The following is a 24,752-nucleotide window of genomic DNA, read 5'->3' as shown; positions in this document are numbered from 1 at the left end:
CAGGAGGGGATACCCGACGTGAACCTGAAATCGCTGACCGACCCCTCGATCTATGTTTCGCTGGTCATGGCCGTGCTGGTCTTTGGCCTCGACCGCGCCCACAAGGCCTTCCAGGTCTCGGCCGACTGCATTGCCATCGGCGCGGCACCCTGCGTCGAAATCTTTACCAGCTTCGTCCCCTTCGCCATGACCAATTGGCGCGGCGGCGAAGTGGTCCGCGTCACCGACTTCTTCGATTATGTCCTGGTCTGGAATACCGGCGTCTCCTATGGCCTGCTCGATGGCCTGCCGGTATGGACCCTGGGCGTCATCATGCTGGTGGCCATTGTCGCGCTCTCGATCTGGTGGGTCCGCGCCGACACCGCACTGATCCGCCTGGGCCTGGCCCTCTGCATCGGCGGCGCCCTGTCCAATGCGCTTGATCGGCTGCTCTATGGCGCGGTGGCTGATTTCTTCCACCTGCATTGGGGCACGTGGTCGTTCTATATTTTCAACATCGCCGATGTCGCCATCACCGTCGGCGTCATCCTGCTGATCGCCGATCTGCTCGGCCTCGGCCGACCCCCGAAAACGTCGGTTTGACGCCGGCGAACACCTTGCTGCCAGAATCTGGCCTTAGGGCACGAGATGCGCTATAAGCGCCGCGGACATCTTGAAGGACGTTTCATGCGTATTGCAATGACGGGGCAGCAGACTGCTCTTGGTGCTGCCTGGCGGGCCGGTTCGGTCGCCCTGACCATCGTGCTGGGCCTGGCGCTGGCTGCCTGCACCACCGTGGAAGGCACCAATGCGCTCACCGATGTGGGCACCTTCGAGCGCGAGGTCATGAGCTCGACTGCCCACGGCATCGGCCTGATCCCCGGCGAGGCGCCCAAGGAAGACCTGACCCATGCCCGTGCGCCCTTGGTGCTGCCGGCATCCGGCCAGGCCCTGCCGGCCCCGACCACCACCGTTGTCGCCGCCCAGCTGCCCAAGGATAGCGATAGCGTCCAGATCGACGCCAGCAACCTGACCGATGCCGACATCCAGCGCCTGCGCAATGCCCGCGTCGTCGATCTGCGCTCCGTCGCCGGTCGTCCCCTGACCGAGGAAGAGGCCCGCGCGCTGACCGCCCGCATGCGTGCAGCCAACCGCGATGTGCGTGTCGACAATTCGTCGCGGCCGCTCTATATGCCACCTGATGAGTATTTCACCCGCGTCGGCAATGCGGAACTGATCTGCTCGACGCCTGGTGGTGAACTGGTCTCGATCAATGATCCGAAATGCCCTGCCGATGTGCGCAATGCCTTGCGTCGTGGCTCGGGTGAAGTGATCTCGAGCCCGATGACCAGCGTTGGCGTCGGCCTGAGCGAGAAAGAAACCACGCTCGACTAGGTTTCACTGCTACTACTTTCTGCAAGGCGGCCGGATGATCCGGCCGCTTTCTCCTTTCTGCGCCGCCCCTATGGGTCCCGCATGACATGAAAGCCGCACGCAATGCGCGAACTGAACGACGCCACCCCCGCCAAGCCCGATACCGGCGACCGTCTCGCCAAGGTGATTGCCCGCTCCGGGCTCTGCTCCCGGCGCGATGCCGAGGTGTGGATCACCGAGGGTCGCGTCGTGGTCAACGGCAAGAAGGTGATGACTCCCGCCTTCAACGTCACCGACCGCGACAAGGTCATGGTCGATGGCGCCCCGCTCGCCGCTCGCCAGGGCACCCGCGTCTGGCTCTACCACAAGCCCGCGGGCCTCGTGGTCACCGAGAAGGACCCTGAAGGCCGCGAGACCATTTTCGAGCATCTCGAAACCCATGGCCTGCCGCGCGTCGTCACCGTCGGTCGCCTCGATATCAATACCGAAGGCCTGCTGCTGCTCACCAATGATGGTGGCCTCAAGCGCGTCCTCGAACTGCCTGCCACCGGCTGGCTGCGCCGCTATCGCGTGCGCGCCCATGGCTCGGTCACCCAGGCGGCGCTGGACAAGCTCAAGGACGGCATGGAAATCGACGGCGTCCGCTATGGCGCCATCGAAGCCACGCTTGAGCGCGAGCAGGGTGCCAATGTCTGGCTGGTCCTGGCGCTGCGCGAAGGCAAGAACCGCGAAGTCAAGAACGTGCTGGGCGCCCTCGGCCTTGAGGTCAACCGCCTGATCCGCGTCAGCTATGGCCCCTTCCAGCTCGGCGATATCCCCGTCGGCGGCATCGAGACCATCAAGGCCAAGATGCTGCGTGACCAGCTCGGCAAGAAGCTCGCCGATGCGGCCGATGTCGACTTCGACAGCGAGATGCCCGAGCCCAGCGCGCTCGAAGGCAAGCCCACGCGCGATCGCCTCACCGGCCGCGGCACCAATACCGTGGAAATCGCCCGCCAGCGCTTCCGCTTTACCGATGGCGCCGAACAGACCGAGGAAGAGCGTCGCGCCGAACGGCCGCGCCAGGATCGCCCCGGTCGCTTTGACTCCCGCAAACCCACCGGCAAGCGGCTCGATCCGCGCGACGAAGAAGAGGCGCCACCCCCGCGCCATATCCATTTTGATGAGGACGGCCGTGCGCCGGAAGAATTTGTGAAAAAGAACCTCGGCAAGGCCCCGACCTGGCGCGATCCTGACGACCAGTCCGCTGCCAACTATGGCAAGAAGGCCCCCCCGCGTGCCGCCGGCGGCGGCAAGCCGGGCGACAAGAAGCCCTTCGCCGACAAGAAGAGCTTTGGCGACAAGAAACCCTATGGCGACAAGAAGCCTTACGGTGACAAGAAGCCCTATGGCGACAAGCCCGCCTTTGCCGGCAAGAAGCCTTATGGTGACAAGCCCGCTTATGCCGGTGATCGCAAGCCCTATGGCGACAAGCCGGCTTACGCCGACAAGAAGCCCTATGGCGACAAGAAGCCCTATGGTGATCGTCCCGCTGGCACCCGCCCTGGCCCTGGCCGTCCCTCCGCCGAACGTCCCGCCCGCGATTTCGCTGAGCGTCCCGCCCGCAGCTTCGAGCCGCGCACGCGGCCCGAAGGTGGTGCGCGTCCGCCGCGTGACCGTGAATTCACCGGCACCCCGCGCGGCCCGCGCCGCGACGACGCTGGTGGCGGCCGTCCGGGCAATTTTGCCCCCCGCACCCGTCCCGAGGGCGGTTCGCGTCCGCCGCGTGACCGCGAGTTCACCGGCACGCCACGCGGCCCGCGTCGCAGCGATGCCGGCGGTGGCGAACGTCCGGCCTTCGAGCCGCGTCTGCGTCCCGACAATGAGCGCGGCGCTGGCGCCGCCTTTACCGGCGAGGCCAAGCGTCCCGGCCGCAACTTCTCCGACAAGCCGGTCCGCGCCTATCGTCCGGAAGGCGATCGTCCGGTCTTTGCCGATCGTGCCGACCGGCCGTCCTATGCCGATCGCCCGCGCCCCGCATCCTCGCCGCGTCCCGACCGTTCTTCTCGCCCGGGTCGCGACAATCTCGGCTCCGAGGCCAAGACCTATGGCAAGCCCAAGATGCGTCCCGATGGCAAGCCCTATCCCAAGCGCGATGGCGCCGCGCCGCAGCGCGGTCCCAAGCCGGGCGGTTATGGCAAGCCCGGTGGCTTCGGCAAGCCGGGCGGCCGTCCTGCCGGTGGGGCAGGGCGCCCCGCTGGTGGTGGCCGTCCCTCAGGTGGCGCAGGCCGTCCCTCCTCGGGCGGTCGTCCGTCCGGTGGCGGTGGTCGCCCCGCTGCGCCGCGTCGTCCCAAGGCCTAAGCCGTGCGCATCGTTGCCGGCAAGTTCAAGGGCAGGCAGCTGATCTCCCCGTCGGACGATTCCATTCGTCCGACGGCCGATCGGGTTCGCGAGTCCATGTTCAATATCCTGGCCTCGCGCCTGGGGCCGGTCTTCGAGGGCATCCGTGTGCTCGATCTGTTTGCCGGTACCGGCGCTTTGGGCTTTGAAGCCCTGTCGCGCGGCGCTGCCCACGCCACTTTTGTCGATATGGGCGCCGAAGCCCGGGGCCTGATCCGCGATCACATCGAGGCCTTCGGCGTCGGCGGCGTCACCAAGCTGCTGCGCCGCGACGCCATTGACCTGGGCCCCACCGGCACCTTCGGCAAGTTCGATCTGGTCTTCCTCGATCCGCCCTATGGCCAGGGTCTGGGCGAATTGGCATTGGCAGGCCTCGCCAAGGGCGGCTGGCTCGCCCCCGGCGCCACCCTGGTCTTTGAGGAAAGCGCCACGGCCGAGATCACCATCCCCGCGCCCTTCACCCTTGAAGACCGCCGCGAATACGGTTCAGCCGCCGTCCATTTCCTGAGCTTTGGCGAAAGCGCCTAGACCCGTTTACCCCACCGGCCGCCACCCCTCGGGCTTGACCCGAGGGGTTAAGCTGCCGGGGCGACACAGTCCGCGCATTGCCCGCGGATTTCCATCGTCGTGCGCTCGACCTTGAAGCCCTTGGCGCCGGCCCATTCGCCCAGCCGTTCCTCGATCACCGCATCGGCGAACTCGTCGACCTTGCCGCAATTGGCGCAGATGGCAAAGGCGATCAGCCCCTTGCGGTGGCAATGCTCGTCCGCACAGGCAACGAAGGCATTCAGCGATTCCAGCCGGTGCGCCAGCCCGCGCTCCACCAGCTTGTCGAGGGCCCGATAAACCTGCAGTGGTGCCCGCAGCCCGTCGCCGCGCAGCTTGTCGAGAATGTCATAGGCGCTCAGCGGCCCCACCGAATGGTTGAGCGCGCCCAGCACCAGTCCCTGATTGCGCGTCAGGTCGCTTGGTACGTCGTGACTATGCGCCATGGTTTTCTCTCCGCCCGAACAGCCGCGTGACCGGCACGGTCAGCGACACCAGAAATATAACAAGCGCCATCACCACGATAGAGGGTCCGGACGCGGTATCCCAGGTTCGCGACCCGAACAGCCCGCCCACCACCGCAATGGCGCCGAGCACCGCGGCCACCGCCGCCATCATCTCGGGCGTCGCGCTCAGCCGCCGCGCTGTGGCCGCCGGAATGATCAGCAGCGAGGTGATCAGCAGCACGCCCACCAGCTTCATGGCAATGGCAATCACCGAGGCCATCAGGATCATCAGTACCAGCCGGCTGGCCTCCGGCCGCAGCCCCTCGGCTTCTGCCAGTTCCGGGCTCACCGTCGAGGCCAGCAGCGGCCGCCACGCCAGGATCAGGATGGCGAGGATGGCCACGCCCCCGCCATAGATGATGACGATGTCTTCCACCGACACGGCGAGGATATCGCCGAACAGAAAACCCATCAGGTCGATCCGCACCGTGGTCAGGAACCCCACCAGCACCAGCCCCACCGCCAGCGTCGAATGGCTCAAAATCCCCAGCAGCGCATCGGTCGACAGGGTCGCCTGGCGCTGCAGCACGATCAGGGCCCCGGCGACCAGCGCCGCCACGGCAAACACGCCCAGCGTCATGTTGATGGAGAGGATGATGCTGAGCGCCACGCCCAGCAGTGCCGAATGCGCCATGGTGTCGCCGAAATAGGCCATGCGCCGCCAGACCACGAAACAGCCCAGCGGCCCGGCCACCAGCGCCAGCCCGACCCCGGCTATCAGCGCACGGGAAAAATAGTCACCGAACATGGCTGTGTCCCTCATGCCCATGGGCGTGCTCATGCGTCTCGCCTTTGCCCACCACGCAGCCATCGTCATGGTGCTCGTGATCGTGATGGTGCTCATAGATGGCTAGCGTATGCGCCGCCCGCTCGCCGAACAGTGCCAGATATTCCGGGCTGCTTTTGACCGCCGAGGGCGTGCCGGTGCAGCACACATGGCCATTGAGGCAAATCACCGTATCGGTCTCCGCCATCACCACATGCAGGTCATGGGAAATCATCAGGATCCCGCTGCGCGTCGTGTCCCGAATCTGCCGCACCAGCTCGTACAGTGCCAGCTCCCCGGAAAAATCGACGCCCTGCACCGGCTCGTCGAGCACCAGCAAGTCTGGCTGGCGGATCATCGCCCGGGCAAACAGTACGCGCTGGAATTCCCCGCCCGACAGTTCCTGCACCGCGGCCCCGCGCAGCCGCAAGGCACCCACCGCCTCCAGCGCCGCATCGATCTCTGGCCCCGAAAATCGACCGGTCAGCGTCATCAGCCGTTCCACGGTCAGCGGCAGGGTCCAGTCGATCGTCAGCTTTTGTGGCACATAGCCGATGCGCAGGCCCGGCTGGCGCGTCACGCTGCCGGTATCGGGCTTGAGCACGCCGGTCGCCAGCTTGGCCGTGGTCGATTTGCCCGACCCGTTTGGCCCAATCAGCGTCACGATCTCGCCGCGCGCAATGGTCATGTCGACCCCGCTGACCAGCCGGCGCCCGCCGCGTGACACGCCGGCATTGCTCAGCGTGATGAGGATTTCCTTGTGTGCCCGCGCGTCCATAAACCAGTCCATCTGTTGTTGGGGCGCCCGGGTGCCACGTCGCCATGCGCTATCCACAGCCCCCTTGACGGCTGTTAATACGTTATAGCATAACACCGCCGCAAGCGTAACAACATTACATATGCTGCCCCCCATCCTGTTGCCAAGAGGTTCCGCCGATGAAACTGCTCGCCCCGCTCACCCTGCTGGCCACGGCGCTCCTCACCTCCACCGCCTTTGCCGCCCCCAATGTCGTGGCCTCCATCAAGCCGGTCCATTCCCTGGTTGCTGCTGTCATGGCCGGCGTCGGTGAGCCCACCCTCATCGTCAAGGGCTCGGCCTCGCCGCACACTTATGCGCTGCGCCCCTCCGATGCCGGCGCGCTGGAATCTGCCGACATTGTCTTCTGGACCGGCCACGGCATGGAGCTCTTCCTGGCCGATGCGCTCGACACCCTTGCCACCAATGCCGCTGTGGTCGAGCTCGCCGACGCCCCCGGCATCACCCTACTGCCCGTGCGCGAAGGCGGCGCCTTCGAGGCGCATATGCATGAAGGCGAGGAGCACGACCACAGCGGCGAAACCGCTGAAGAGCACGCTGCCCATGCCGACGCAGCTGAGCACACCGACCACGCCGCCGAGGACGATCATGAGGGCCACGACCATGACGAGCACGGCGAGGGCGATATGCATTTCTGGCTCGATCCGCAGAATGCCAAGCTGATGGTCACCCAGATCGCCACCACCCTGGCCACCGCCGATCCGGACAATGCCACGGCCTACCAGGCTAATGCCGAGGCCGAGCTGGTCAAGCTCGACGAATTGCAGGCCGAGCTGGTCACCACAATGGCGCCGGTCGCCGACAAGCCCTTCATCGTCTTTCATGACGCCTATCAGTATTTCGAGGCCCGCTTCGGCCTCGACGTGGCCGGTTCGGTCACCGTCAGCCCCGAAGTGGCGCCCGGCGCCGCCCGCATTGACGAACTCAAGGCCAAGGTCGGCACGCTCGGCGCCACCTGCGTCTTTGCCGAACCCAATTTCGAGCCGACCATCATCTCGGCCATCATCGAGGGCACCTCGGCCAAGGCCGGTGTGCTCGACCCCGAAGGCGGCGCGCTGACCGAAGGCGCCGACCTCTATCCCACCCTGCTGCGCGGCCTTGCCACTAGCCTGGTCGATTGCCTGGGCTAAATGACTCCGCCAGTCCGGTCCGCCGGGCTGGCTATTTCAGCGGCCCCTTGAAGATGAAGAACGCCCCCAGAGCGATCATGGCAAAGCCGATGCCGTGGTTCCAGGTGAGTTTTTCGCCGAGATAGAACACCGCAAACAGCACGAAGACCGACAGCGAGATCACCTCCTGGATGGTCTTGAGCTCGGCCCCCGAATAGACGCCATAGCCGATCCGGTTGGCCGGCACGGCCAGCCAATATTCGAAAAACGCGATGCCCCAGCTGATCAGCACCGCCGCCCACAGCGCCGCGCCGGGCCATTTGAGATGCCCGTACCAGGCAAAGGTCATAAACACATTGGATGCAAGCAGCAGCCCGATCGGGGCCAGCGTGGCGAAATTGAAGCCCAAGGCTTCCTCCTGAACAAACCGGTCAGAACCGGCGGCGCTATCTAGCCGCACTGTCTGCCCCCGGAAAGTCGGTTTCTTGCAGGTCTCGCCCGCTCAGCGGGTATGCTTGGTCTTCTGCTCGAGCGCGTAGAGGTCGTCATGCAGGCTGTCCATCCGCTCCTTGAGCGCGCTCTGGGCGTCATAGACCCCGCGATTGTAGTAATAGGCGCCCATCTTCTCCGCGAAGAACGCCATCAGCATTTCCGCTGGTATGCTGCCGATCTCCTGGTCGAGTTCCTCGCGGAAATAGTCCTTGATCTCGCCGACAATGGCCTTGGTTTCGTCCTTGCTGAACTTGATCGGCTTCATCGCACATCTCCTGGCTGTGTCCTGATCTAGCCCGAGTCGCTTGCCGCTGCCGGGGCTGAAATTGCTGCTTCGGCGCCGCTCTCGGCTTGACGCCAGCCGCGTTTTCCGTGCAACGGCCGGCCAGACATTGCAGTTGCCGCCGTTTGGTGGCACACCACCTCTCGTGTTGGTTCCCGAAGGCCCCGTGCCGGAGGGATACCCGGTTCAGGCGTTTGACGCGCCTGTGCTGGACTAAGGGAACACGGTGCGACGTACCCATCAGGGCGCAATACCGTGGCTGCCCCCGCAACTGTAAGCGGTGCATTCCCCTCAATTGCCACTGGCAGCCTAGCTGCCGGGAAGGCGAGGGGCGTGGTGATCACCGCGAGCCAGGAGACCTGCCATCACACCATCCGGGCGCAGAGCCCTTAACCCTTTGTGCCGTCGGGTGGACGGCCAGGAGATGTCATGACGCAGACCCTATGCTGCCCCAATTCAGTTCTGTCCCGCACTCGCCTTGAGGGTGTGTCCGCATGAGCAAGATCCCCACCACCGTCATCACCGGCTTTCTCGGCGCCGGCAAGACCACCCTGGTCCGCCATCTGCTGGCCCATGCCCCCAAGGGCAAGCGCATTGCGCTGATCATCAACGAGTTCGGCGATCTCGGCGTCGACAAGGATATCCTGGCCGGCTGCGGCGATGAAACCTGCCGCGAGGAGGATATGATCGAGCTCTCCAACGGCTGCATCTGCTGCACCGTAGCCGACGAGTTCATTCCCACCATGCAGGCTTTGCTGGCCCGCCCCGACAAGTTCGATCACATCATCATCGAAACCTCCGGCCTGGCTTTGCCCCAACCGCTGATCCGCGCCTTCAACTGGCCCGAGATCAAGGCCCAGGTCACCATTGACGGTATCGTCACCGTGGCCGACGCCGCCGCTTTGGCAGAAGGCCGCTTTGCCAGCGACGAGGCCGCCGTCGACGCCCAGCGCCGCCAGGATGAAATGCTCGATCACGAGACCCCTTTGGGCGAACTCTTTGAGGATCAGCTCTCGGTGGCCGACCTTGTCGTCATCAACAAGGCCGACCTGCTCGATGCCGCCATGCTCGACAAGGTCGAGGCCAATATCCGCGCCGAACTGCGCCCCGGCGTCGGCGTCATTCGCGCCAGCAATGGCCATGTCGATATCGCCGCTCTGCTCGGCCTGGGCATGGGTAGCGAGGACGACATTGCCAACCGCCCCAGCCATCACGAGCTCGAGCACGGCGGCCAGACCCACGAGCACGACGATTTCGACAGCTTCTCCATCCGCCTGCCATCCATCGCCGGCAAGGACGAGCTGCTCGCCATCATCGAGACCACCATGCGCGAGCATGACGTGCTGCGCCTAAAGGGCTTTGCCGCCGTTCCCGGCGCCAATGCCCGCCTCGCCATCCAGGCCGTCGGCCCCCGCGTCAGCGCCTATTTCGACCGCCCCTGGAAAGACGGCGAAAGCCGCGACACCGCTTTGGTCGTCATCGGCGAAAGCCCCCTCGACCGCACGGCGATTACCGCGAGCCTTGAACGGGCCGTCAAGATCGCCGCCTGATCGGTATTGCCCCGTCATGCAAGCGTGGGCCTCGCATGCTAGTCTTGTGCTGCAGTTTTGCAGAAACACTCAAGCGCGAGGCCCACAATGGCACAGTTGCTCAGTTTCACTACCTGTAACCTCTACAATCTCAACTTACCCGGCAAGGCGATCTATTCGGATGCGGACGGTTGGACCACGGACCAATACAATGCCAAGATCGCCTGGCTCGGCCGGTCCCTTACCGACATGCGGGCCGATGTCTTCGGCTTTCAGGAGCTCTGGCACGCCGACGCGCTTGCCGATCTCATGGCAAGGGCCGGCATTGCCGATAGCCATGTTCCGCTCGTGCCCCCCGATCACGATGGCGGCCGGATCGTCTGCGCTGGCGCTGTTCGAAAGGACATTCTGGAGGACGAGCCCGAATGGATTTCCAGCTTCCCGGACAATTTCAAGCTGCAGGACGAGGGCGACGACGAGCAGACGCCCGATATCCTGGTCCAGATTCGCGGCTTTTCCCGTCCGATTCTGCACTTCACCATCCGGCCGGTCGCCAGTCAGGCTGCCATCCATGTCTTTGTCGTGCATTTCAAATCCAAGGCGCCGACCCGGATTTCCAGCAATGCCTGGTATGATCGGGCAATCCAAGGCCCGCACGCCAAGGCGCTCGGTTCGGCACTGTCCACCATCCGCCGCACGGCCGAGGCGGCGGCATTCCGCATGCTGGTCACCGATCGTCTGCGCGGCAACCACGATCCGCTGGTCGTGCTCGGCGACATCAACGATGCCACGCTCTCCAACACCGCCAATGTACTTACCGGCCAGCCGAACTATCTGTTCGGCCAGTCCATGGGCGGCGGCGACGATGCGCTCTATACGGTCCAGACGCTGCAGCAATATCGCAGCACGCGCGATGTCTACTACACGCACATTTTCCAGAATGAACGCGAATCGCTGGACCACATTCTGGTCAGCGAACAGTTCTACGACAATTCGCGCGATCGCATCTGGGCCTTCGAACGCATGGACCTGGCCAACGATCACCTCAATGACCTCGACCACAAGGCCACTGGCAGCAATGACCACGGCATTGTCCGGGCGGTCTTCAGCCTCGATCCCGCCTGAATAATCTCTGGGCGCGGGAGGCGAAATGCGCCTCCTGCGCCCAGGCCAGTGCCATCCGTGCACGCCAAACTGAAACCAACAGGACCACCAGATGACCGAAATCACCAAGGACGCCAACGGCACCCAGCTCAATGACGGCGACGCCGTCACGCTGATCAAGGACCTCAAGGTCAAGGGCACCTCGGTGACGCTCAAGCGCGGCACCCTGGTCAAGAATATCCGCCTCACCGGCGACACGGCCGAAATCGAGTGCAATGCCGAAAAGGTCAAGGGCCTGGTCCTGCGCACCGAGTTCGTCAAGAAGGCCTGATGACCGCCGCTCCCGCCAGTGCCGCTGTCTTTCCGCTTGCCCGTTTCCTGACGGTGCTGCTGGCTGGCCCGCTGCTGGGCACGCTGGTCTTCATCACCGCTATTCTTGTCACGGGCTGGCAGTTCGAAGCTGGGGCGCTGCCCTTTGAGCTGCTGCAGATGCTGGCCATCGGCTACCTCTTCGGCTTGACCCCGTCTGGCATTGCCGGCGCCTGTGCCGCGCTGTTTGCCACGCGCTTTGCCGGCCGCCGCGCCCAATATATCGCGGCCATCCCCCTGGGCGCACTGGCTGGCGTCGCCGGCATGTTCGTGGTGGTGCTGCAGTTGCAGGCCACCGATTATTTCGGCCTGCCCTTCTACCTCATCTCGGCCCTGGCCGGCGCCTTGGCTTTGCCTTCCTGCACCTTGCTGTTTGATCGCCTGGTCGAGCCCCGTCTGCGAAAGCGCCGCTGATGCACCTTCTGTCCGCCCAGGCCGGCGCCATCCAGCAGGAGGGCGAGGCCATCGATCTCAACCAGCGCCCCGGCGCTCTGGTCTTTGCCTCCTCGGCCGATAGCGAGCTGTCCATGCTGGCCGCCGCTGCCGACCGGGCAGGGGAGGAGCAACTGCGCCTCGCCAATACGCTGCGCCTCTCCAACCATCTCTCGGTCGATCTCTGGCTCGAACAGACCGTCGCCCATGCCCGCCTCGTCGTCCTCCGCCTCATCGGCGGCGCCGCCTATTTCCAATATGGCGTCGATGAGCTGACCGCGCTCTGCGCCAACCGCAGGATTCCGCTCGTCCTGCTGCCGGGCGACACCAATCCTGATGCCATCCTGCAGTCCCGCTCCACCATTCACCCTGACGACTGGACCCGTCTGCACCAGCTCTTCATCGCCGGCGGCCCGGATAATGCCGACACGATTTTGAGGGCGTTTCACGATTTGCAGCAGGCAGACCAGGTGGGCTATGCCCGCATGGCTTTGCCAGACCGCGAGCCCCAGCCCTTCGCCCGCTTCGGCCTCTGGTATCCCGGCAAGGGCGTGACGACGACCGGGGCCATCCGCGCCGCGCTCTGCCTGCCGCCCGGCAGCAAGCCTGCTCATATCCCCATCCTCTTCTACCGCGCCGCCCTCGAAGGCGCCGGCACCGCGACCATTGAAGCGCTCATCGCCGCGCTCGAAGCGCAGGGCCTGGCGCCGGTACCGATCCTCGTCTCCTCTCTCAAGGAGGCCGCCTGCATCGCCTTCGTCCAGCAGGTGCTCGGCGCCGTCGCCCCTGCCGCCGTGCTCAATCTGACCGGCTTTGCCCTCGGCATTGATGGTCTGGACCCCGCCGCCAACCCCTTTGCCACCAGCGACGCCCCGGTCATCCAGCTGATCCAGGCCGGCCGCTCCGAGGGGCAGTGGCAGAGCGACAGCCAGGGCCTGTCGTCCAAGGACATGGCGATGTTCCTTGTCATGCCAGAAATCGACGGTCGCCTCGGCGGCCTCATCGTCGGCCACCGCGCCGATGCCGTCTGGCACGAGCGCTGCCAGATCCCGCTCACCGCCTATGCGCCCGATCATTCCGGCATCGCCCGCGCGGCCAGCCTCGCCGCCAACTGGGCCCGTCTCCGCACCACCCCGCGCGCCGACCGCAAGGTCGCTTTGGTCCTCGCCAACTACCCCATCCGCGACGGGCGCCTCGCCAACGGCGTCGGCTACGACGCGCCGGAGTCCACCATCCGCATGCTGCAGGCGCTGGAATGGGCGGGCTACAGCACGTCGGTTGGCACCCTGACCGCCGCCGCCCTGATCGATCGTCTCCAGTCCGGCCCCACCAATGCCAGTCCAGGGCGCGGCACCTCGCCCGCTACGCTGAGCCTCGCGCGCTATCGCGAACTTCTCGTCGCGCTCCCCGAAAAGATCCAGGCCGAGGTCACCAGCCGCTGGGGCGATCCCGCTACCGATCCCTTTGTACGAACCGATACCTTCCACCTGCCGGCCCTCATTTTCGGCAACCTCGCCATCCTGATCCAGCCCGCCCGCGGCTATCAGCTCGACGAGACGCTGAGCTATCACGATCCGGCTCTGGTGCCGCCGCATGCCTATCTCGCCGCCTATCTCTGGCTGCGCCACGAGTTCGGCGCCCATGCCCTGATCCACAATGGCAAGCATGGCACGCTCGAATGGCTGCCCGGCAAGGCCACGGCGCTCGACGCCACGAGCTATCCCGACGCGCTTTGGGGCCAGTTGCCCCATCTCTATCCCTTCATCGTCAACGATCCCGGCGAAGGCACCCAGGCCAAGCGCCGCACCGGCGCCGTCATCATCGATCACCTGGTGCCGCCACTGACCCGGGCCGAGACCTATGGCCCGCTCAAGGATCTCGAAGCCCTGCTCGACGAATATTATGCCGCTTCCGGCATGGACCGCCGCCGCCTCGCCGACCTCAAGCGCCGCATCCTCGATTTCACCCGCGACAGCCGGCTCGATCGCGATATCGGCCTGCCCGAGGACGAGACCGCGGCTTTGCTCAAGATCGACAACTTCCTCTGTGACCTCAAGGAAGCCCAGATCCGTGATGGCCTGCACATTTTCGGCCAGTCGCCCCAGGGCGACCTCGAACGCGATCTCATCGTCGCTTTGGCCCGCGTCCCACGCGGCGACGCGCCCGGGGATAATTCCCTGATCCGCGCCCTGGCCGACGATCTCAAACTCGGCATCGACCCGCTGACGGCCAAATTGGGCGATCCCTGGTCCGGCCCGGGGCTGCCGCAGTCATCATGCGTTCATACTGGTGACCAAATGGCGGCGACGCGCAGCCTTGGCGACGTCGTCGAACAGCTCGAAGCCATTGCCGCCGACCTGGTCGCGCATAAATCTGTCCCCGCTGCCGGTTGGACCGCCACCAAAGCTGTCCTCGCCACGGTCGAGACCCTTATCCGCCCCCGCCTGGCCGCCTCCGGTCCGGCCGAAATGGCGGCCCTGCTCGACGGTCTGGACGGAAAATTCATCGCCCCCGGCCCCTCCGGCGCCCCCTCGCGCGGCCGCCTCGATGTCTTGCCCACCGGTCGCAATTTCTTCTCGCTCGACAACCGCGCCGTGCCCACCCCCACCGCCTGGCAGCTCGGCCAGAAATCGGCCGAAAGCCTGGTCCTGCGGCACTATCAGGACCATGGTCATAGCCTGCGTTCGGTCGCCCTCTCGGTTTGGGGCACCGCCAATATGCGTACCGGCGGCGACGATATCGCCCAGGCACTGGCCCTGATTGGCGCGCGCCCCACCTGGGATCTGGGCTCGCTGCGCGTCTCGGGCTATGAGATCATCCCGCTGCCAAAACTCGGCCGCCCGCGCGTCGACGTCACAATGCGCATTTCCGGCTTTTTCCGCGATGCCTTCCCGGCCCAGATAGCGCTGTTCGACCGCGCCATCCGCGCCATCGGCGCCCTCGACGAACCCACCGACGACAACCCCATCGCCGCCCGCATGCGCACCGATGCGCTCGGCCTGATGGCCGCCGGCCAGAGTCAAGACGAGGCAGGCCTTGCCGCTGGTCACCGGATTTTTGGTTCCAAGCCGGGCACTTACGGCGCCGGCCTCAATGCGCTGATCGACAATGGCAACTGGACCAGCAAGGCCGATCTGGCCAATCAGGCCCTCGACTGGGGCCAATATGCCTATGGCGCCCAGGCCGCCGGCACCCCCGAGCGCGCCCGCTTCGCCGCCCGCCTGTCCGACATCGATGCGGTGGTCCACAACCAGGACAATCGCGAGCACGACCTGCTCGATAGCGACAATTATTACCAGTTCGAGGGCGGCCTCTCCGCCGCCGCCGAAACCCTGACCGGCCTCAAGCCCGCTGCCTATCACAACGACCATTCCCGCCCCGAGCGCCCCGTGATCCGGACGCTGGAAGAGGAAATCAGCCACGTTATGCGCAGCCGCGTGGTCAATCCCAAATGGCTCAACGGCGTCAAGCGCCACGGCTATCGCGGCGCCTTCGAGATCATCGCCACCGTCGATTTCATGTTCGCCTTCGCCGCCACCACCGGCGCCGTCAAGACCCACCATTTCGACCTGGCCTTCGAGGCCTTCATCGAAGACGACGCCACGCGAGACTTCATCCAGAGCGCCAACCGCTATGGCTATGACGAGCTCCTCGCCAAATTCGCCGAGGCCCGCCTGCGCGGCCTCTGGTCCCCCCGCTCCAACGCAGCCTATGCCCTGCTCGAGGACACCCCATGACCGACTTACCCCCCATCAAGCCCATCAAGAAGACCGACCTCATGACCGAGGCCGAGCGCGATGCCTATCACGCTGAAAAAATGAAGAAAAAGCGCGAAGCCCGAAACAAGATCCTAGCCACCAAGACCCAGGAAAAGGGCCTGCTCATCGTCCATACCGGCAAGGGCAAGGGCAAGTCCACCGCCGCTTTCGGTATGGTTTTCAGGGCCTTGGGCCATGGCTTCAAGGTCGGGGTCGTCCAGTTCGTCAAGGGCGTGTGGGAAACCGGCGAGCGCGACGTGCTCATGAAATTCCCCGAACTGGTGACCATCAACGCCATGGGCGAGGGCTTTACCTGGGACGTGGCCGACCGCCAGCGCGACCTCGCCGCGGCCCGCAAGGCCTGGGAACAGGCCAAGAGCCTGATCGCCGATCCCAGCTACAAGATGGTGCTGCTCGACGAGCTCAATATCGTGCTGCGCTACGACTATCTGCCGATCGAGGAAGTGGTGGAATTCCTGCGCAACAAGCCGGCCGATACCCATGTCATCGTCACGGGCCGCAATGCGAAGGACGAACTGATCGAGATCGCCGATCTCGTCACCGAAATGACCGAGATCAAGCATCACTTCCGCTCGGGGGTCAAAGCCCAGCTCGGCATCGAATTCTAGCAGGTCGCGCCCTGTAGAGACGCTACCAGCTGCTCGACGACCGGGTCCATCTCGACCCGGTCGCGCAGGCCGTACTCCGCCCGGAAGGCGGCATAGCTCTGCCCGTCGCAGAGCAGGATCATGCGCTGGTAAAGGATTTGCCCGCCCGCCACGGATGACCAACTGGCCCAGCGTGGCGTCACCGCCTGATAGGTCTGGTTCCAGCCCTCGCCCGCGTCCTGCGCCATGCGCATCGCGACTTCCGCCTCGAAGTCGGCGAGCGAACCGCCCCAGACCAGCAGGACGATGGCGCGGCCGGGCACGGCAAAAGCCTGACCGTCGCCATTGGCGCTCCCGCCCTGGCCGACAAAGCCGTCCGGCACGTTCATGCTGTAGCCGAAGCGCGCATTGTCATAGCGCTCCGTGCTTTGGGCGAAGGCGGGACCGATCAGCAGCAAGAAGACGACAAGGGCGAGACGCATGGTCGGCACTCTGCCGTCATCCAGCCCTCGCCGCAAGCTCATCCCTGCCCTGGCTGGTAGGGCCCCTTGACCTCGCCCCAGCCCCATTTGGGCATGGGCTCGTCCAGGCCCGGGGTCGCCCCCTCGACCGAATTGAGCACGGCCATGCGGCTGCCCCATTCGAGATAGCTGACCAGCGCCGAGGCGAATTCCGGATCGGCCGGCAATTCCAGCTCGGTGTAGCTGTCGAGGAGCAGGTTGATCCAGCGCCGCCGCTGGCTCTCGCCCAGATGCTTGCCAAGATGGTGCCGGATCATTTCAGGGTGCCCGCCATGCAGCGCCGAGTAGAGCGGCGGCCCACCCAGTACCTCGGCCAGAAAGGCGGCCACATGGGCCGGATGGTCAGGGTTCATCTGCGCAAAGACAGGCCCGATCAGCGGATCGGCGGCCACTTTTTGGTAGAACAGCTCCGTCAGCCGTTCGAGGGCAGTTATGCCGCCTACCCATTCGTATAGACTTGGTGCTGTTCCCATGATCCCTCCCGCCTGCAATGTGCGGTGCAGCAGGGGCGCGTTCAAGGGTCGGGACTGAAATCGAGTGCGGCCGCCCTACAGCACCACGATGCCGGTATGCTTGGCCTTTTCTTCCGGCTCGACATGGATGGTGATCTGCACATCCTCCACCGCCTCGCGCAATTTTGTCTCGATCTGGTCGCAGATGGCGTGGGCGGCGTCGACGGTCATGGCGCCGGGCACCACCAGGTGGAAATCGATGAAGGTCATCTTGCCGGCCTGCCTGGTGCGGATGTCATGGGCCTCGATGGCGCCGTCGGCATTGATGGCGATGACGTCGCGGATCACGGTCTGCTTGTCCTTGGGCACGGCCACATCCATTAGCCCGCCGACGCTGTCGCGGATCACGCCCCAGCCGGACCACAGAATGTTGAGCGCGACGAGAATCGCCAGGATCGGGTCGAGCACGGCCCAGCCGGTCAGTACCACCAGCGTCAGTCCGGCAAGCACGCCAATGGTGGAGACCACGTCGGTCATCAGGTGCTTGCCATCCGCCTCCAGGGCCGGCGAGCGCACCTTGCGACCATAGGCGGTCAGCATGCGGGCCCAGACGATATTGATCGCCGTGGCCGCCATGCTGATGGCCAGGCCCTGCATGGGCGCGTCCGGCAGGGACGGCTCGGCAAAGCCCAGCACCGCCTCGCGGATGATCAGGATCGCCGCCACGATGATCATCACGCCCACCACCACGGCGGAAAAATACTCCGCCTTGTGATAGCCATAGGGCATGCCGGCATCGGCCGGCCGCTGCGCCAGGCGCACCGCGATCAGCGCGACAATGGCGGTGACGACGTTGATGATTGATTCGAGCGCATCGGAATAGAGCGCCACCGAGCCGGTGACATACCAGGCCAGCAGCTTGAGTCCGAGCACGACGAGGCCGACCAGCAGGCTGGTGGCCGCCACGACCATGGTTCGGTTTGCGGTGAACTTCATTGGCTGGCCCCTGACATGTGGATCAGGCCCATAACCCCAAGCTAAAGGCGGGGCAAGCCGTTGAATTTGCAAATCATTTTCAGAAGCATTCCCATCTGGCGCCCGATCGGGCCAAGCCATTGATTGACCACGGGCTTCTCCCCGCCTAGAACGGAAAAATGCGCAGAGTTCCCCCGACGGAACTGAAACAGAATTCGGTGCGGTCGACCCAAATCGGGGACCTAGTCCGGAGCTGCAACGGTCTTGAGCGAACCTGCCTCTTGCTGTGAGAGGCGATGATGACGGCCAGTTCAGGGGTAAACGCCCCGCACCAGAGTTTTGTCGCCGGCATGGGCTTTGCCTCGGCGGCCAGTGCGGGCGAGCTCATTGCGCTGCTGCAGGCATGCCTGGCTGAATCCGGTCTCCACTCCGACCAACTGGTCGCCATTGGCACCCACAGGCGCCGGCAGACCAGCCCGCTGCTGCTGCCGCTGGCTCTGCATTTTGACGTGCCGCTGCGCCTGTTCGACGAGGATGATCTGTGCGGCGCGGGTCCCGGCCTCGCCGAAGCGGTGGCATCGATGGCCGGCCCCCTGCATCTCTACCGGCGTCAGTCCGCCTTCGCTACCTGCGCCCTGGCGCGCTGTGCCCCCGGCTTCAGCCTCGACATCTTTGGTCAGCCGTCCAGTTCCAGCGCGGTGATGGCGTCCTCGACGCTGCTCACCTCGATTGCCGGTCCATAGGCGGGGCGGGCAATCATGATCACTTTGACCCCGAGCCGCCGGGCCGCTTCCAGCTTGGCCACGGTCTGTGCGCCACCCGAATTCTTGCTGACCAGATGAGTGATCCTCTCGCGCTCAAGCAGGTCTATTTCGTCCTCCAGCCCATACGGCGGGCGGCGCTGCAGCAGCTTGGCATACGCCGGGACGGGCAGGGCCGGGGCCTCGATCAGCCGCACGACGAAGCGGCAATCGCTGCGCTCGAAAAATGCCTCAAGGCCGGTATGGCCCGTCGTCAGCAGCACGTTGGTGCCGTCGGGCACTATGGCGGCAGCTTCGGCGGCACTCTCGACAATGGTCCAGTCGGCGCCCTCGGACTGCTCCCATGCCGGCCGCATCAGCCGCACCAGGGGCACGCCGCTCTCCTGCGCCGCCGCCACGGCATTGCGGGAAATCGTCCCGGCATAGGGATGGGTGGCATCCACCAGCCGTTCGATCCCGGCGCTGCGCAGAAAAGCGCCAAGGCCACTGGCGCCGCCAAAGCCGCCGACCCGCACCGCGCCTGCAGGCAGGATCGGCGCCTGCGTGCGCCCGGCCAGCGAACTGGTCACGGCATGGCCCAGCGCCACCAGACGACTGGCCAGGTCGCGCGCCTCCGACGTGCCGCCCAGGATCAGGATGTTCATGCTCTCGCGGTCTCGCTTCGGCGTCATTGTGCCCCCATGCCATGGCCGTCTCAAGAGGTCACGTTCTGATGTTCGGCTGGATCCGCAAACGGCGCCGCGCCGCCCACTTCGCCGCGCTCGACCATGCTGACTTTCCGCCGCTGCAGCCTGGTACGGTCTGGCTGGTCGGCGCCGGTCCCGGCGGCCCGGGCCTGGTCTCGCTACTGGCCTATCACGCCCTGGGCCAGGCCGATGTCATCGTCCATGATGCGCTGGTCTCGCCCGACCTGCTTGCCATGGCTCCGACCCATGTCGAGCGCATCTTTGCCGGCAAGCGCGGTGGCAGGCCGTCGCCTAAGCAGACCGACATATCGCTGCAGCTCATCGCCCTGGCCCAGGCCAATAGGCGCGTGCTGCGCCTCAAGGGGGGCGACCCCTATATGTTCGGCCGCGGCGGCGAGGAGGCCGGTGCGCTGGCCGCGGCGGGCGTCCCCTTCCGCATCGTGCCGGGCATCTCCGCCGGGCTTGGCGGGCTCGCCTATGCCGGCATTCCGGTCACTCATCGCGATACCAACCAGGCGGTGCTCTTCCTTACCGGCCATGACGAAACCGGCGCCGTGCCGCATGGCGTCAACTGGCCCGCCGTTGCCGGGGCGGCGCCCGTCATCGTCATGTTCATGGCGGTCAAGCATCTCGGCCCGATTGCCGAAAAACTGCTGGCCGCCGGCCGCCCTGGCGATGAGCGCCTCGCCATCGTCTCCCATGCCGCCACGCCGCAGCAGAGCGTCATCGAAACCACCTTGGCCGAGGCGGCCAGCCTGCGCGACGTGCCGACCCCGGCCATTGTCGTGCTCGGCCCCGTCAGCCAGTATCGCGACTCGCTCGACTGGTATGTCGGGGAAATGCGGGGACACATCTTTGGCTAAGGGCATCGTCATCGCCGCGCCGCGCTCCGGCTCGGGCAAGACCGTGGTCACGCTCGGCCTGCTCGCCGCCCTGCGCCGCCAGGGGGTCGTCGTGGCACCCGCCAAGACCGGGCCAGACTATATTGATCCGACCTTTCTCGGTCGCGCCGCTTTGCGCGATGCGGTCAATCTCGACCCCTGGTCGATGGCGCCCCGCCGCATCAAGCAGTTGGCGGCCATGCAGGCCACCGGCGCCGATTTGCTGCTGGTCGAGGGCGTCATGGGCCTGTTTGATGGCGCCGCCGATGGCTTCGGCTCCACCGCCGACCTTGCGGAATTGCTCGAGCTCCCCGTGGTCATGGTCGTCGATGCGGACCGCCAGAGCCAGTCGGTCGCGCCGCTGGTGGCCGGCTTTGCCAATTGGCGCGTTGGCGTCCGCGTCGCCGGCGTCATCCTCAACCGCGTCGCCTCCACCAAGCATGAGCGCATGCTGGTCGATGCCCTGGCCGCCACCGGCATCCCCTGCCTCGGCGCCATTCCGCGCAACCCGGCTCTGGTCCTGCCCGAGCGCCATCTCGGCCTGGTCCTGCCCGGTGAGGTCTCCGCCTTTTCGGGTTTTCTCGACGAGGCAGCCACGGCCTTGGGTGACTATGTCGATCTGGCCAGGTTCCGGGCCATCGCCGCCCCGCTCGCTGACAGCGAGACCGGCACAACCGGCCTCGCCCCGCTCGGCCAGCGCATCGCCATTGCCCGCGACGATGCCTTCGCCTTTGCCTATCCGCACCTGCTCGACGGCTGGCGCGCCATGGGGGCCGAGCTAAGCTTCTTCTCGCCTTTGGCCGACGAGGCGCCCGCCGCCGATGCCGATGCGGTCTTTCTGCCCGGTGGCTATCCCGAGCTGCATGGCGCCACCCTCGCTGCTGCCAGCGCCTTCAAAGCGGGCCTGCTGGCCACCCGCGACCGCAACGCGCTGATCTATGGCGAGTGCGGTGGCTTCATGGTGCTGGGCGAGGCTTTGGTCGACAAGTCGGGTACCAGCCACGCCATGGCAGGCCTTTTGCCGGTCACCACCCGCATCGATCGCCCCAAGCGCATTCTTGGCTACCGGCGCCTGGTGCAATCGGGCGATCTGCCCTGGCCATCACATCTGAACGGTCACGAATTCCACTATTCCTCCGCCAAACAGTCGCGTTTGCCTCCTTTGTTCACCGCCACCGATGCCCGCGGCGATGCCATGCCCCCCATGGGCGCCGTCATTGGTCGCGTGATGGGATCATATGCCCATGTGGTGGATCGGGGATAACATGGCCAAGGCGCTGATGTTCATGGGAACCGGCTCGGATGTCGGCAAGTCGCTGCTGGTGGCGGGCCTGTGTCGGGCACTGGCCAATCGGGGCCTCAGGGTCGCCCCGTTCAAGCCACAGAACATGAGCAACAATGCCGCCGTCACCATGGATGGCGGCGAGATCGGCCGGGCCCAGGCGCTGCAGGCCCGGGCTGCCCGTCGCCAACCGCTCACCGCCATGAATCCGGTCCTGCTCAAGCCCGAGCAGGAAACCGGTGCCCAGGTCGTGGTGCGCGGCCAGCGCCGCGCCTCCATGACCGCGCGCTCCTACTGGGCCGAGCGCGGCAAGCTGATGCCCGAGGTATTGTCAGCTTTCCGCGAGCTGGCTTCCGACGTGGACATCGTCATCGTCGAGGGCGCCGGCAGCGCCTCCGAGGTCAATCTGCGCGCCAATGACATTGCCAATTTCGGTTTTGCCCAGGCCGCCGGCGTGCCGGTCGTGCTGGTGGGGGACATCAATCGCGGCGGCGTCATCGCCTCGGTGGTCGGCACTTTTGCGGTCATCGATCCGGCCGATGCGGTCCTGATCCGCGCCAGCCTGATCAACAAGTTCCAGGGTGATCCGACCCTCTTTGCTACGGGGATAGCGTTCATCGCCGCGCGCACCGGCGTGCCGTGCTTGGGCCCCGTGCCCTGGTTCGCCGACGCGACCAGGCTCCCCGCCGAGGACGTGCTGGCGCTGGTCGACTATGGCACCGGCGGGTCCGGCACCTTCACCATCGCCGTGCCGCAACTGCCGCGCATCGCCAATTTCGACGATCTCGATCCGCTGCGGGCCGAGCCGGGGGTAAGGCTGGTGCTGGTGCAACCGGGTGAGGCCATCCCGCGTCACGCCGATCTCGTCATCCTGCCCGGCTCCAAGGCGACCCGCAGTGACCTCGCAGCCCTGCGCGAGAATGGTTGGGACATCGACATCGCCGCCCATCACCGGGCCGGGGGCAAGATTCTGGGCATTTGCGGCGGCTACCAGATGCTGGGCCGCTCGATAGCCGACCCCGAGGGGATAGAGGGCGCGCCGGGCACCAGCGAGGGCCTGGGTCTCCTGGACATCGAAACCGTGCTGACCCCCGTCAAGCAGCTGCGCGTGGAACAGGCCATTCACCTGGCTTCGGGCACCGCTATTGCCGGCTATCACATGCATATGGGCATGAGCATGGGATTCGATGTGTCACGACCGTTTGCCCGAATTGGTGAACATAATGAGGGTGCGGTCAGTAGCAACGGACGCGTGTCCGGGACCTACCTGCATGGCCTGTTTGCCGCCGACGCGTTCCGCCGGGCGATGCTGGGCAATGTCGCCGCGCCCGACTTCGCCTATGAGGCCAGTATCGACACCACGCTCGACGCTCTCGCCGCCCATCTCGAACGCCATCTCGATCTCGACGCCCTGCTCGGGCTCGCCCAACCGGTCAGGTTACCGTGATGCACGCCTTTATCGCCCCCCTCGCTCTGCTGCTCGAGCGCTGGCTGGGTTATCCCCCCGCTATCCTCGCCCGCATCGGTCATCCGGTAATGTGGATGGGCAACCTGCTCAGCTGGCTTGAGGCGCGCCTCTACCGCGTCGGCCAGACCCCGCAGCAGCGGCGGCTGCGCGGCGTGGTGGCCATGCTGCTGCTGACCGGCCTGACTCTGGTGATCGCGGTCGTCACTCAGCAGATCCTGCGCCTCATTCCCCTGGGCTTTGTGCTTGAAGCCGTGCTGGCCACGGCCTTTCTGGCGCAAAAGGAACTCGGCCGCGCCGTGCAGGCGGTGGCCGATGCCCTGCTGACCTCGCTTGACGCCGGTCGCGGCATGGTCAGCCACATTGTCGGCCGCGATCCCCAGCAGCTCGATACGGCCGGCGTCTCCCGTGCCGCCATCGAAACCCTGGCCGAAAGCACCTCCGACGGCGTGGTGGCCCCCTGGTTCTGGCTGGTCCTGCTCGGCCTGCCGGGCATCGCGATCTACAAGGCCATCAACACCGCCGACTCGATGATCGGCCACAAGAACGAGCGCTATGTCGACTTCGGCTGGGCCGCCGCCCGGCTCGACGATCTGGTCAATCTGCTGCCGGCACGGCTGACCGCCGTGCTGGTCACCATGGCCTGCTTCTTCGTTCCCGGCGCCAGTCCCAGCAAGGCCTGGCAGGCAGCGCTGCGCGATGCGGGCAAGCACCGCTCGCCCAATTCGGGTTGGCCGGAGGCCGCCTTTGCCGGCGCCCTCGGCCTGTCGCTGGGCGGACCCAGAAGCTATGACGGCGAGGTCATCGACCTGCCGACCATGGGGCAGGGCGAGTCTGTGCTTGGTCCCTATCACATCGCTCGCGCGCTCGACCTCTACCGCATGACCCTGACCGTGCTGGCGGTGGTGAGCCTGCTCGTTGCCCTCGGCATGGCGCTGGGTTAGCGCGCCTACTGTGTCAGCCCCATTGTGGGGATCGGCGGCTCGCCCTTGAGCGTCATCGGCAGCCCGGCAATGACGAAATAGACATCGTCGCAGATCTCGGCCAGGCGCTGATGCGCGCTGCCCGCCAGGTCGCGGAAGGTGCGGGCCATGGCGTTGTCCGGCACGATGCCCAGCCCAACCTCATTGCTGACCATGATGATCCGGGTCTGCTGCAGCTGGCCCAGCGTCTCGCCCAGCTTCTCGACCTGGTGGGACACATTTTCGCCTGCGATCAGCAGGTTGGTGATCCATAGGGTCAGGCAATCGACCAGGATGACGTCATGGCTTTTGGCTGCCTTGACCAGGGTCCGCGACAGCGCCAGCGGCTCCTCGATGGTGGCGAACTGCCCGGCGCGCCCGGCCTGGTGGCTCGCCACCCGGTCGCGCATCTCGCCATCGAGCACCTCGGCGGTAGCCAGATAGACCGGCGTGTTGCCGCTGCGCAGCGCCAAGCTTTCGGCAAAGGCGGTCTTGCCTGATCGGGCACCACCCAGCACCAGCACATGTCGAGTCATCTTCGGCCTCCATCTGTTCATCGGTGCGATAATGCACCAAAACCGTCCGGACCGTACCGCCTGTCTGCCGCGTGCAGGCAAGCCATGCGGCCTGAGCCCTTGGCAGGGCGATTTTGTGGCTTATCCTACTTTCGTCTTAGCAGCTTTCGCACTATGGTCCGCGCCGAAACGACCCCCTAG

Annotated in this window: 25 protein-coding genes, 1 pseudogene and 1 riboswitch; of the genes and pseudogenes, 16 read left to right on the top strand and 10 right to left on the bottom strand. The window is 65.6% G+C overall.

What is annotated here, in order from left to right; genetic code table 11:
- The first annotated feature begins 18 nt into the window (after window positions 1-18).
- From lspA to rsmD, 4 genes are all read left to right on the top strand, one after another.
- Window positions 19-582, top strand: a complete 564-nt coding sequence (lspA, locus tag GDR53_RS04015) for a signal peptidase II (protein WP_193336810.1) — start codon at window positions 19-21, stop codon at window positions 580-582.
- Between the two features lie 84 nt (window positions 583-666).
- A complete protein-coding gene (locus GDR53_RS04010) occupies window positions 667-1,374 on the top strand; it encodes a hypothetical protein (protein WP_193336809.1) in 708 nt (235 codons plus the stop codon).
- 102 nt (window positions 1,375-1,476) lie between these two features.
- Complete coding sequence (locus GDR53_RS04005) at window positions 1,477-3,693, top strand: pseudouridine synthase (RefSeq protein ID WP_193336808.1); 2,217 nt, start codon at window positions 1,477-1,479, stop codon at window positions 3,691-3,693.
- Window positions 3,694-3,696: 3 nt separating this feature from the next.
- Window positions 3,697-4,260 (top strand): 16S rRNA (guanine(966)-N(2))-methyltransferase RsmD, encoded by a 564-nt coding sequence (gene rsmD, locus GDR53_RS04000; RefSeq protein ID WP_193336807.1) that lies wholly within the window; start codon window positions 3,697-3,699, stop codon window positions 4,258-4,260.
- 47 nt (window positions 4,261-4,307) lie between these two features.
- Here rsmD and GDR53_RS03995 read toward each other — a convergent pair whose 3' ends face one another.
- The 3 genes and pseudogenes from GDR53_RS03995 to GDR53_RS03985 form a co-directional block, all read right to left on the bottom strand.
- Window positions 4,308-4,724: a Fur family transcriptional regulator gene (locus GDR53_RS03995; RefSeq protein WP_193336806.1), complete on the bottom strand. Its 417-nt coding sequence runs from the start codon at window positions 4,722-4,724 to the stop codon at window positions 4,308-4,310.
- Complete coding sequence (locus GDR53_RS03990; RefSeq protein ID WP_193337955.1) at window positions 4,714-5,532, bottom strand: metal ABC transporter permease; 819 nt, start codon at window positions 5,530-5,532, stop codon at window positions 4,714-4,716. Before GDR53_RS03990 ends, GDR53_RS03995 begins: the two co-directional genes overlap by 11 nt.
- Window positions 5,531-6,328 (bottom strand): annotated as a pseudogene (locus tag GDR53_RS03985) (ATP-binding cassette domain-containing protein); the annotation flags it as partial. The gene GDR53_RS03990 and the pseudogene GDR53_RS03985, both read right to left, overlap by 2 nt.
- Window positions 6,329-6,486: 158 nt before the next feature.
- Between GDR53_RS03985 and GDR53_RS03980 the strand changes: the two are divergent.
- Window positions 6,487-7,497, top strand: a complete 1,011-nt coding sequence (locus GDR53_RS03980) for a zinc ABC transporter substrate-binding protein (protein WP_193336804.1) — start codon at window positions 6,487-6,489, stop codon at window positions 7,495-7,497.
- Between the two features lie 31 nt (window positions 7,498-7,528).
- Here the strand turns inward: GDR53_RS03980 and GDR53_RS03975 are convergent, their stop codons facing one another.
- Both GDR53_RS03975 and GDR53_RS03970 read right to left on the bottom strand, forming a co-directional pair.
- The gene (locus tag GDR53_RS03975; RefSeq protein WP_193337954.1) at window positions 7,529-7,825 is read right to left on the bottom strand and encodes a DMT family protein; all 297 of its coding nucleotides are present in this window, start codon (window positions 7,823-7,825) and stop codon (window positions 7,529-7,531) included.
- 153 nt (window positions 7,826-7,978) lie between these two features.
- Window positions 7,979-8,233, bottom strand: coding sequence for a DUF2164 domain-containing protein (locus tag GDR53_RS03970; protein ID WP_193336803.1), 255 nt, complete (start codon window positions 8,231-8,233; stop codon window positions 7,979-7,981).
- Between the two features lie 201 nt (window positions 8,234-8,434).
- A riboswitch (cobalamin riboswitch) is annotated at window positions 8,435-8,615 on the top strand.
- 130 nt (window positions 8,616-8,745) lie between these two features.
- On the opposite strand from GDR53_RS03970, the gene cobW reads away from it, so the two are divergent.
- The 6 genes from cobW to cobO all read left to right on the top strand — a co-directional run bounded on the left by cobW (window position 8,746) and on the right by cobO (window position 16,072).
- Window positions 8,746-9,801, top strand: coding sequence for a cobalamin biosynthesis protein CobW (gene cobW / locus GDR53_RS03965; protein WP_193336802.1), 1,056 nt, complete (start codon window positions 8,746-8,748; stop codon window positions 9,799-9,801).
- An 87-nt stretch (window positions 9,802-9,888) separates the two neighbouring features.
- Complete coding sequence (locus GDR53_RS03960; protein ID WP_193336801.1) at window positions 9,889-10,905, top strand: endonuclease/exonuclease/phosphatase family protein; 1,017 nt, start codon at window positions 9,889-9,891, stop codon at window positions 10,903-10,905.
- Window positions 10,906-10,996: 91 nt separating this feature from the next.
- A complete protein-coding gene (locus tag GDR53_RS03955) occupies window positions 10,997-11,215 on the top strand; it encodes an alkylphosphonate utilization protein (protein ID WP_193336800.1) in 219 nt (72 codons plus the stop codon).
- Window positions 11,215-11,667: a hypothetical protein gene (locus GDR53_RS03950; protein ID WP_193336799.1), complete on the top strand. Its 453-nt coding sequence runs from the start codon at window positions 11,215-11,217 to the stop codon at window positions 11,665-11,667. Before GDR53_RS03955 ends, GDR53_RS03950 begins: the two co-directional genes overlap by 1 nt.
- Entirely contained in the window at window positions 11,667-15,422 is a 3,756-nt protein-coding gene (cobN, locus tag GDR53_RS03945) for a cobaltochelatase subunit CobN (protein ID WP_193336798.1), read from the top strand. Before GDR53_RS03950 ends, cobN begins: the two co-directional genes overlap by 1 nt.
- A 41-nt stretch (window positions 15,423-15,463) precedes the next feature.
- Window positions 15,464-16,072: a cob(I)yrinic acid a,c-diamide adenosyltransferase gene (gene cobO / locus GDR53_RS03940; protein WP_193337953.1), complete on the top strand. Its 609-nt coding sequence runs from the start codon at window positions 15,464-15,466 to the stop codon at window positions 16,070-16,072.
- Here cobO and GDR53_RS03935 read toward each other — a convergent pair.
- The 3 genes from GDR53_RS03935 to GDR53_RS03925 all read right to left on the bottom strand — a co-directional run bounded on the left by GDR53_RS03935 (window position 16,069) and on the right by GDR53_RS03925 (window position 18,020).
- Complete coding sequence (locus tag GDR53_RS03935) at window positions 16,069-16,533, bottom strand: hypothetical protein (protein ID WP_193336797.1); 465 nt, start codon at window positions 16,531-16,533, stop codon at window positions 16,069-16,071. The two genes, cobO and GDR53_RS03935, sit on opposite strands and share 4 nt — an antisense overlap.
- 38 nt (window positions 16,534-16,571) lie before the next feature.
- Entirely contained in the window at window positions 16,572-17,045 is a 474-nt protein-coding gene (locus GDR53_RS03930; RefSeq protein ID WP_193336796.1) for a group II truncated hemoglobin, read from the bottom strand.
- A 75-nt stretch (window positions 17,046-17,120) separates the two neighbouring features.
- Window positions 17,121-18,020, bottom strand: a complete 900-nt coding sequence (locus GDR53_RS03925; protein WP_193336795.1) for a cation diffusion facilitator family transporter — start codon at window positions 18,018-18,020, stop codon at window positions 17,121-17,123.
- A 278-nt stretch (window positions 18,021-18,298) separates the two neighbouring features.
- On the opposite strand from GDR53_RS03925, the gene GDR53_RS03920 reads away from it, so the two are divergent.
- Window positions 18,299-18,742 (top strand): cobalamin biosynthesis protein, encoded by a 444-nt coding sequence (locus tag GDR53_RS03920; RefSeq protein WP_193336794.1) that lies wholly within the window; start codon window positions 18,299-18,301, stop codon window positions 18,740-18,742.
- Here the strand turns inward: GDR53_RS03920 and GDR53_RS03915 are convergent.
- Entirely contained in the window at window positions 18,676-19,431 is a 756-nt protein-coding gene (locus GDR53_RS03915; protein ID WP_193336793.1) for a cobalt-precorrin-6A reductase, read from the bottom strand. The two genes, GDR53_RS03920 and GDR53_RS03915, sit on opposite strands and share 67 nt — an antisense overlap.
- Before the next feature lie 41 nt (window positions 19,432-19,472).
- Between GDR53_RS03915 and cobA the strand changes: the two genes are divergently transcribed.
- The 4 genes from cobA to cbiB are packed head-to-tail and all read left to right on the top strand — an operon-like array spanning window position 19,473 to window position 24,018.
- On the top strand, window positions 19,473-20,309 hold the full coding sequence (cobA, locus tag GDR53_RS03910) for a uroporphyrinogen-III C-methyltransferase (protein WP_193336792.1): 837 nt from the start codon (window positions 19,473-19,475) through the stop codon (window positions 20,307-20,309).
- A complete protein-coding gene (locus GDR53_RS03905) occupies window positions 20,275-21,591 on the top strand; it encodes a cobyrinate a,c-diamide synthase (protein WP_193336791.1) in 1,317 nt (438 codons plus the stop codon). Before cobA ends, GDR53_RS03905 begins: the two co-directional genes overlap by 35 nt.
- A 1-nt stretch (window position 21,592) precedes the next feature.
- Window positions 21,593-23,056 (top strand): cobyric acid synthase, encoded by a 1,464-nt coding sequence (locus GDR53_RS03900; protein WP_232846722.1) that lies wholly within the window; start codon window positions 21,593-21,595, stop codon window positions 23,054-23,056.
- Entirely contained in the window at window positions 23,056-24,018 is a 963-nt protein-coding gene (cbiB, locus tag GDR53_RS03895; protein WP_193336790.1) for an adenosylcobinamide-phosphate synthase CbiB, read from the top strand. Before GDR53_RS03900 ends, cbiB begins: the two co-directional genes overlap by 1 nt.
- 5 nt (window positions 24,019-24,023) lie before the next feature.
- Here the strand turns inward: cbiB and cobU are convergent, their stop codons facing one another.
- Window positions 24,024-24,572 (bottom strand): bifunctional adenosylcobinamide kinase/adenosylcobinamide-phosphate guanylyltransferase, encoded by a 549-nt coding sequence (gene cobU, locus GDR53_RS03890; RefSeq protein ID WP_193336789.1) that lies wholly within the window; start codon window positions 24,570-24,572, stop codon window positions 24,024-24,026.
- Between the last annotated feature and the right edge of the window lie 180 nt (window positions 24,573-24,752).

Origin of the sequence: Devosia beringensis, assembly GCF_014926585.1 — a bacterium.
Taxonomy (GTDB): Bacteria; Pseudomonadota; Alphaproteobacteria; order Rhizobiales; family Devosiaceae; genus Devosia; species Devosia beringensis.
This window is presented reverse-complemented; position numbering and strand designations above follow the sequence as displayed.